This window comes from Caldimonas mangrovi (assembly GCF_023721835.1).
Taxonomy (GTDB): Bacteria; Pseudomonadota; Gammaproteobacteria; order Burkholderiales; family Burkholderiaceae_C; genus Caldimonas; species Caldimonas mangrovi.
In genome coordinates this window covers 86988-93364 of sequence record NZ_JAMKFE010000020.1, presented here as the reverse complement: position 1 = coordinate 93364, position 6377 = coordinate 86988, and the positions used below count along the sequence as shown (strand labels likewise).

At 68.5% G+C, this 6377-nt stretch carries 7 protein-coding genes; 3 read left to right on the top strand and 4 right to left on the bottom strand.

From position 1 onward, the window contains the following. Positions 1-530: 530 nt before the first annotated feature. From M8A51_RS23890 to M8A51_RS23880, 3 genes are all read left to right on the top strand, one after another. On the top strand, positions 531-755 hold the full coding sequence (locus M8A51_RS23890) for a hypothetical protein (RefSeq protein WP_251781104.1): 225 nt from the start codon (positions 531-533) through the stop codon (positions 753-755). Continuing rightward, positions 755-1225 carry a hypothetical protein gene (locus M8A51_RS23885; RefSeq protein ID WP_251781103.1) on the top strand — a complete coding sequence of 157 codons (471 nt, stop codon included), beginning with the start codon at positions 755-757 and terminating at the stop codon, positions 1223-1225. The genes M8A51_RS23890 and M8A51_RS23885 overlap by 1 nt, the downstream gene beginning before the upstream one ends. 99 nt (positions 1226-1324) lie before the next feature. Beyond that, complete coding sequence (locus M8A51_RS23880) at positions 1325-1930, top strand: DUF938 domain-containing protein (RefSeq protein ID WP_251781101.1); 606 nt, start codon at positions 1325-1327, stop codon at positions 1928-1930. Between the two features lie 19 nt (positions 1931-1949). Here M8A51_RS23880 and M8A51_RS23875 read toward each other — a convergent pair whose 3' ends face one another. From M8A51_RS23875 to M8A51_RS23860, 4 genes are all read right to left on the bottom strand, one after another. Next, complete coding sequence (locus tag M8A51_RS23875) at positions 1950-3035, bottom strand: BMP family ABC transporter substrate-binding protein (protein ID WP_251781099.1); 1086 nt, start codon at positions 3033-3035, stop codon at positions 1950-1952. A 68-nt stretch (positions 3036-3103) separates the two neighbouring features. After that, entirely contained in the window at positions 3104-4144 is a 1041-nt protein-coding gene (locus tag M8A51_RS23870; protein WP_251781097.1) for an adenosine deaminase, read from the bottom strand. A 2-nt stretch (positions 4145-4146) separates the two neighbouring features. Further along, a complete protein-coding gene (locus tag M8A51_RS23865) occupies positions 4147-5106 on the bottom strand; it encodes an aromatic ring-hydroxylating oxygenase subunit alpha (RefSeq protein WP_251781095.1) in 960 nt (319 codons plus the stop codon). Between the two features lie 71 nt (positions 5107-5177). Next, entirely contained in the window at positions 5178-6332 is a 1155-nt protein-coding gene (locus M8A51_RS23860; protein WP_251781093.1) for a BMP family ABC transporter substrate-binding protein, read from the bottom strand. Positions 6333-6377: the final 45 nt, after the last annotated feature.

Sequence of the window (6377 nt, the reverse complement as noted above, 5' to 3'; positions counted from 1 at the left end):
CGCTCCTCCTTTACTTCGCTGCGCAGAACACCCCGCCGGCCCGATCCACCACCGCACGTTGTTCGCGACTTCGAAGGCAGCGAGCCGCTCAGGCAAAGGGTGCCGGGTGGCCGACGCAGCGAAGTAAGGAGGAGGGATGGGCGTAGCCCATCCCGGGGGACATGAGCGGAGTCGGCTACCCGGCGCCCTTTGCTCGCGCATAGCTCACAAACGAAGGGCTGCATCGGGTCGAAAGTGACTTTGCGCCCATCCGCATCGTTACCATTCCCTCTTCTCGCTTCCCCTCGCCCCTCGTCATGCGCTCCCTCGCCGCCCTGCTGCTCGCGTGCGCCGCCCTGCACGCTCACGCTGCCGACATCGATTGGCACCCGAACTGGTAGGCCGGCGATGGCGCGGCCTATGACGTCACGCGTTGCAGAAAATCCAGCCATCCTGCGCGGCCGCTGGAGGGCTGCACGCAGGGCGTGCTCACGATCGACGTACTGCGGGCTGACAGACGGGGTTCGCTGCAGCGCTGAAAGACCGACACGGTGATCGACGGTGTGACGAGCAACCTGCCGGCAGATTTGAAAGCCACCCTCGGTGACGCGACGCGCTTCACCATGGACATCGAGTTCAACGCATCGGCGCAGCCGGTTCGGCTGGTCAATGCCGCCGAGGTCCGGGCACGGCTCAACGCCTTCGCGCAGAAGCTGGGGGGCCGTCGGGCCCCGTGCCGTTCGACGAGAAGGCCACGGCCGCGATGCAGGCCCTGATGGCTCAGCTGACCGGCACCGACGAACGGCTGCTCTCGGTGGCAGCGCGGGACGCGGCCGTGCTGTACTCGCCGCTTGGCGGCAGCTTCCCGGAAGGCGAGACCGTGCGGATGACATCGTCGATGCCTTCGCCGTTCGGCGGCGGGTCGATCCAGTCGACGATGAGCATCTCGACGCGGGCCACCGAGCCGGCTGGTGCAGCAATGGAACTGCAGGTCGACGAGGAGATCGACCGCGCCGCGCTGGCAGAGGTGACCGGCGAGCTGTTGCAGCCGATGATCCAGGCCGCCGGCCGCCCGGAAGCAGCTGAGGAAATGCGCAAGGCGCTGGCGTCGATGACCCTGCGCCGCGCCACCACCTACCGGGTGCAGCTCAGCAGCAGTTGGGCGCAGCACGTCCACTGGCAGCAGACGACCGAAGTCACCGGCCGGCAACGCGTCGACTCGCTCGAGTTCAAGAGAACGCGCTGAGTGTTGGCCTGGGGCCGCGCAGCACCCGCCCCCCTGCATGGGCAGGCGTGTCCGGTCCCCGGGGCGGCACGCTGCGGATTTGATGCGCACAATGGCGTGATGTCTTCCACCCGCCTTCACAGCCCCGCCGCCGAGCGCAACGGCCCGCCCATCCTTGTCGAGCTGCTGCGCTGGTTGCCCCCGACAGGCCGCGCCCTCGAAGTCGCCAGCGGCACCGGGCAGCACGCCGCGCACTTCGCCGCCGCCCTGCCCGGCTGGCGCTGGCAGCCGACCGAACACGAAGTCGCCACCTTTCCGTCGATCGCGGCGTGGACACGTGATGCGGGGCTGAGCAACGTGGAATCGCCGGTGCGGCTCGACGTCACCAGCGCGAGCTGGCCGGTGCAAGGCGAGTACGACCTGATCTATTGCGCCAACATGATCCACATCGCGCCGTGGGCGGCCTGCCTGGGCCTGCTCGACGGCGCGCAGCGGCACCTGGCAGCCACCGGGCAGCTGGTGCTTTACGGGCCCTACCGCATCGGCGGCGCACACACCGCCGAGAGCAATGCGGCCTTCGATGCCGACCTGCGCAGCCGCGATGTGCGCTGGGGCGTGCGCGAGCTGGAAGCGGTGGCCGACGAAGCGCGCACGCGTGGTTTGGTGCTGCGCGATCGGGTGGCCATGCCGGCCAACAACCAGTTGCTGGCGTTCGCACGCGCGTGACGGGTCAGGGGCGGTGCCCTCAGCGCTTCGGGAAGCTGCCCGCCACGCCCTCTACGAAATAGTCCATCGTCGCCAACGCCTGTTCGTCCATGGTGCCGCCGGTCAGGCGCACCTGGCCCTCGTTGTCGACGATGCGGCCCGAGAAGGGGTGGAACACGCCGCTGGCAATGGCGTGCTCGCGCGCGCGCACCTGGGCGGCCACGGCCTTGGGCACCTGGGCCCCGAAGGACGCCAGCCGCACCGCGCCTTCTTTCAGCCCGCCGGTGTAGGCCTGCGGCTTCCAGCGGCCTTCCAGCACCTCGCGCGCGGTGCGGGTGTAGAACTCGCCCCAGTGGTGGGTCACCGCGGTCAGCTGGCCCCGGGGCGCCAGCGCACGCATGTCGCTGTGGTACGGGATGCTCATCGCGCCGCGTGCTTCGGCGGCCTGGATGGCAGCCGTCGACGCGCTGTGATGGGTGATCACGTCGGCCCCCTGGTTCACCAGCGTCATCGCGGCCTCGCGTTCGCGCGCCGGGTCGAACCAGTGGTTCAGCCACACCACCTTCACCTGCGCCTTGGGGTTGACGGCACGCATGCCGAGCGTGAAGGCGTTGAGACCCTGCACCACCTCGGGCACCGGGAAGCCGGCCACATAGCCGGCTTGGCCCGTCTTGCTCATGCGGCCGGCCACCATGCCGGCCAGGTAGCGGCCTTCGTAGAAGCGGGCGTTGTAGGTGGCCATGTTGGCCGCGGTCTTGTAGCCGCCCATGTGCTCGAAGGCCACCTGCGGGAAGTCGGCCGCCACCTTGAGGGTCGGGTCCATGTAGCCGAAGCTGGTGGTGAAGATCAGCCGGTGGCCCTGCTGTGCCAGGTCGCGGATCACGCGTTCGGCGTCGGCGCCTTCGGCAACGTTCTCGATGAACGTGGTCTGCACGCGGGGGCCGAGCTGTTTTTCCAGTTCGAGCCGGCCCAGGTTGTGCTGGTAGGTCCAGCCGGCTTCGCCGACCGGGCTGACGAACACGAAGCCGATTTTCAGCGGCGCAGCGGGCGGCTGCGCGGCAGCAGCGGGAAGGAGCGCGGCCAACACGGAGACGGCCAGCATGGCGCGCCTGAGGTTTTTGTACATGGTGTTCCTCTACATGGCCCCGGGCAAGGCTGGCGGCTCCTGGGGCGCGGAGCCGCCGGCACGGTGTTCTATGGCTGGAAGCGGGCGAAGGTGTCGTCGAGCCGGGCGATCCAGCGGGCCTTGTCGGCGTCGCTCGCAAAACTGGCCTCGAAGCTGTTGCGCGCCAAGGTGTAGGCGTGGCCGGCGTCCAGCTGCGGCAGCGCCGCGAAGGTGTCGAGGTAGTTCTGGTTGAGGTATCCGCCGAAGTAGGCCGGGTCGTCGGAATTGACGGTGGCCACCAGGCCCGCGGCGAGCAATTGTCCCAGGTTGTGCTCGGCCATCGTGCCGAACACGCACAGCTTGACGTTGGACAAGGGGCACACCGTCAGCGGCACGCGCTCGCGCGCCAGGCGCTGCACCAGGGCCGGGTCTTCGACGCAGCGCACGCCATGGTCGATGCGTTCGACCTTCAGCACGTCGAGCGCGTTGCGGATGTATTCGGGCGGGCCTTCTTCGCCGGCGTGTGCCACCAGGCGCAGGCCCAGCTCGCGGCAGCGGGCGTACACGCGCGCGAACTTTTCGGGCGGGTGGCCGCGCTCGCTCGAATCGAGGCCCACGCCGATGAAGTGTCCGCGGTAGGGCACGGCCGCTTCCAGCGTCTGCAGCGCGTCTTCCTCGCTCAGGTGGCGCAGGAAGCAAAGGATCAGCGCGGCACTGATGCCCAGTTCGGCCTGTGCGCGGTCGACGGCACGCTTCAAGCCCTGGATCACGGTGCCCATGCTCACGCCGCGCGCGGTGTGGGTCTGCGGGTCGAAGAAGATCTCGGCGTGCAGCACGTTCTCGGCGGCGGCCTTCGTCAGGTAGGCCCATGCCATGTCGTGGAAGTCTTCCTGTGTGAGCAACACGCTGGCGCCGGCGTAATAGATGTCCAGAAAGCTCTGCAGGTCGGTGAAGGCATAGGCCGCACGCAGCGCCTCGATGCTCGGGTAGGCCAGCCCCACGTGGTTGCGCTGCGCCAGCGCGAAGATCAGCTCGGGCTCCAGCGAGCCTTCGATGTGGATGTGCAGCTCGGCCTTGGGCATGGCGCGCAGCAACTCGGGCAGGCGGTGTCGGGCGATGGTCTCGTACATGGTCAGCACACTCCAAAAGTGATGCCCTGCTCGCGCAGGTAGCGGCAGTAGGCGGCGCTCAAGCGGTCGGCGGCACTGTGCAGCTCACCGCCTGAAAGCGGCAGGCGGCGCGGTGTCTGCGATTCCAGCACGGGCTGGTCCTGCGTGAAGATGGTGTGCTGGAAGGCGCGCAGCTCGTCGTCGGTCGAGTCGAAGTCGGTCACCGCCAGGCGGAACCAAACACGGCTGCGCTCGAGCTCCGTCGGGCACACCAGCAGCGAAATCACGTCGCGGTAGCCGCCCTGCTGCGCGGGCAGCTTGGTCAGCACCGCGGTGTACGGCGCGGTAACGGCATAGGTGTATTCCACCTCGCTGCCCACGCTCGACAATCGGTTGCTCCGCGGTTGCCAGGCCTTGCAGCCGGTCGCCAGCAGGCCGGCCGCGCTCGCTTCAACGCGGTAGTCGTGCTGCGCCAGGTGGGCGCGGTCGCCCAGCCAGCCCTCGTGCACCAGCCCGAAGTGCGACAGGTCGAGGAAGTTCTCGACGATGCGCGGTGCGCTGCTGGCCACGTCGTAGGGGCCCACCGTGAGCTTGCGCAGGCGGGCGTCGTGCTCGCCGTCGAGCGACGGGACCGGCGCGTCGCCGTCGAGCCGCACCCACAGCAGGCCGGCCTGTTCGGCCACCGCATGGGTGCAGGCCTTGTGCCCCGCTGGCGGCTGGAACGCAGGCAGCGCGGGCACTTTCACGCATTGCCCGCCAGCGTCGAACTGCCAGCCGTGGTACGGGCACTCCAGCACGCCCTGCTGCACGCGGCCGAGCGACAGCCTGGCGCCGCGATGCGGGCAGCGGTCGGTGAAGGCACGCGCCTGGCCCGCCGCATCGCGCCACAGCACCAGCTCGCGTTCGAGCAGGCGCACCGGCAGCGGTGCGCCCTTCAGTTCGTCGGCCCCGCACACCGGGTGCCACAGCAAGTGCTCTTTCATGGGTGCGTGTGCAGCAAAGACACAGGCCGCCGGGTTCTCACCGCGGCGGCCTGTCGGTGCTCGCGAGCGGCTTACTTGCCGGAGGGCAGCTTGCCTTCGACGCCCTTCACGTACCAGTTGATGCCGTGCAGGAACTTGTCGTCGGCGACCGCGTCCTTGGGCAGCAGCTCCTTGCCGTCCTGGCCAGCGATCGGGCCCTTCCAGATCACGAAGCTGCCGTCCTTCAGGCCGGCCTTGATCTTCTCGACCTGCGCCTTCACGTCGGCCGGCACCTTGTCGGAGACGGACACCAGGTCGATCGCGCCTTCCTTGACGCCCCACCACGACGCGCCGGTGGTCCAGGTGCCGTTGAGCACGTCGCCGACCGCCTTCTTGTAGTACGGGCCCCAGTTGATGACCGCCGAGCCCAGGTGGGCGCTCGGGCCGAAGGCGCTCATGTCGGAATCCCAGCCGAAGCCGAGCTTGCCGGCCTTCTCGGCCGTCTTCAGCACGGCCGAGGAGTCGGTGTTCTGCATCAGCACGTCGGCGCCCTGGTTGATCAGCGCCTGGGCCGCGTCGCCTTCCTTGGCCGGGTCGTACCAGGTGTTCACCCACACCACCTTGGTCTTGACGGCCGGGTTGACCGACTGCGCGCCCAGCGTGAACGAGTTGATGTTGCGGATCACCTCGGGGATGGGAATGGACGCGACGACACCGAGGGTGTTGCTCTGGGTCATCTTGCCGGCGATGACGCCGGCCATGTAGGCGCCTTCATAGGTGCGCGAGTCGTAGGTGCGCATGTTGTCGGCCGTCTTGTAGCCGGTGGCGTGCTCGAACTTCACGTCCTTGTGGTCGGCCGCCACCTTGAGCATCGACTCCATGTAGCCGAAGGTGGTGCCGAACACCATCTTGTTGCCCTGGCCGACCATGTCGCGGATCACCCGCTCGGCGTCGGCGGCCTCGGGCACGTTCTCGACGTAGCTGGTGACGATCTTGTTGCCGAACTCGGCCTCGAGTTCCTTGCGCGCGCGGTCGTGGGCGAAGGTCCAGCCGGCGTCGCCCACCGGCCCGACGTAGGCAAACGCGATCTTCAGCGGCTCGGCCGCCGGCGCAGGCGCTTCGCTCACCGGCGTGGGCGCTGGCGCGGGCGCTTCTTCTTTCTTGCCGCAGCCTGCCAGGGCAGCGGCCGCCACCAGCGAGCTCAGCCCCGCGAGCCTCAGCAGGGAACGTTTGTTCAGGTCGGTCATGACGGTGTCTTTCGAAAGAGCGGGAAGGAAAACAAAGATTATGGG